Origin of the sequence: Gilliamella sp. Imp1-1, assembly GCF_001690415.1 — a bacterium.
In the GTDB taxonomy this organism is placed as follows: Bacteria; Pseudomonadota; Gammaproteobacteria; order Enterobacterales; family Orbaceae; genus Gilliamella; species Gilliamella bombi.
This window is the reverse complement of sequence record NZ_LZHK01000053.1, coordinates 1-1,399: the sequence shown is the minus strand read 5'-3', so window position 1 is coordinate 1,399 and position 1,399 is coordinate 1. Positions and strand designations below refer to the sequence as shown.

Genomic DNA, 1,399 nt, shown 5'->3' with positions numbered 1-1,399 from the left:
ATAAGGCTTTCATCACCCGAGCAATGTAACGGCGTGACACCCAAATATTCTCTTTCTGTAAATCAAAACGAATTCGTCTTGTACCATAAGACTGATAGCTCTGATTAAATAGCGTCACGATTTTATTGGCATAAAGCCCTACTGATTTTTGTCTATTCAATTTACACTGATAATAAGCATAATGTCTTGATAATCCTAAATATTGACATAGCTTTGTTATGCTATAACGATGTCGATTTGCTTTTAGGATAGCGATTTTCGTCCTATTATCAGTGCTGCTTGCTTTAAAATATCGTTTTCCATACGGAGTTGTTTAAGCTCTTTACGCAATGCGATTAACTCTTGTTCTTGTGGACTGCGATTATCTTTTGTTTTAAATGAGCCGCTTTGGCTTGCTTGCGTTATCCAACGGTCCAAAGCTGATGGTGTCAAATCATATTCGGCAACGATTTCACTACGTGATTTACCATGTTGATAAAGACTGACCATTTGGTGTTTAAAATCATCTGTGAATGTTCGTCTTTTGCGTTTAATCTTATTCATATTTGTTCCTTTTTTAGTTGTGATAAGTTTACCTTACCCCTTAAAAAAGTTGTATGATTTAGTGTAGCCGATCCATACCCCTATACCATTCATTATCTTGAAGGGGAAATAGATCCTAACGATCCTTATGACAAAATCGCTGCTAATAACGAACTTAACTTAAAACTATCCCTTTATGCCAAAGAGGGATTATTTACCGAAGAGCTGGTCGTTCACGATGGCGACAAGCCACTATACCGCTATAATTTAACGGATGAAGGACGTAAATATCTTAGTAAAAAATGGGGGGGAACAAATTTCTGCTTTGGAAAAGTGGTGGTTGAAAAAATTGATGAGGTTGATGATCAAATGCAAGGGATGAGAATGGTGACTTTTTATTACCATATGGAAAACGTGCCAAACTGGATAAAAAATAAGGATATTTATAGCTTGTATCCTGGCTATGGCGGTTTAGAGGAAGCCGTATTGGGGGAGAGCACTATAGTTGGTATGTCCACACTTTTTAGTACCAAAAAGATAAGGTCATCGATTTCTTTTGTATTCAATCGGCGACTGGTAATTTAATGTTGAATGAAGTCGATTATAATTAAACCAATCCACATAGTGATTAAATTCCAATTTAAGTTGCGCCAGTGAATCAAAAATAGTATTTGACACAAATTCTGTTTTCACTGCTTTGAATGTGCTTTCTGCAATTGCGTTATCATAGGGGCAGCCTTTGCGACTTAAAGACCGTTTAATTCCAAATGCTGTTAAACATTCATCAATCAAATGATTATCAAACTCTTTTCCTCTATCAGAATGAAACAACTCAATCGTCTGTAAGTTCATTGGAATTTGACTCATAGCTTGCATG

Annotated in this window: 3 protein-coding genes; all 3 read right to left on the bottom strand. The window is 36.2% G+C overall.

The genetic code is table 11. The features are described 5' to 3' along the window. A partial coding sequence (locus tag A9G38_RS12800; RefSeq protein ID WP_442902855.1) for an IS3 family transposase occupies positions 1-118 on the bottom strand: 118 nt, incomplete at its 3' end. A gap of 125 nt (positions 119-243) precedes the next feature. Further along, positions 244-543, bottom strand: coding sequence for an IS3 family transposase (locus A9G38_RS05245; protein ID WP_034885636.1), 300 nt, complete (start codon positions 541-543; stop codon positions 244-246). Positions 544-1,065: 522 nt separating this feature from the next. After that, positions 1,066-1,399 (bottom strand): IS3 family transposase (locus tag A9G38_RS05240; protein ID WP_065623264.1); only part of this gene is annotated, 334 nt, incomplete at its 5' end.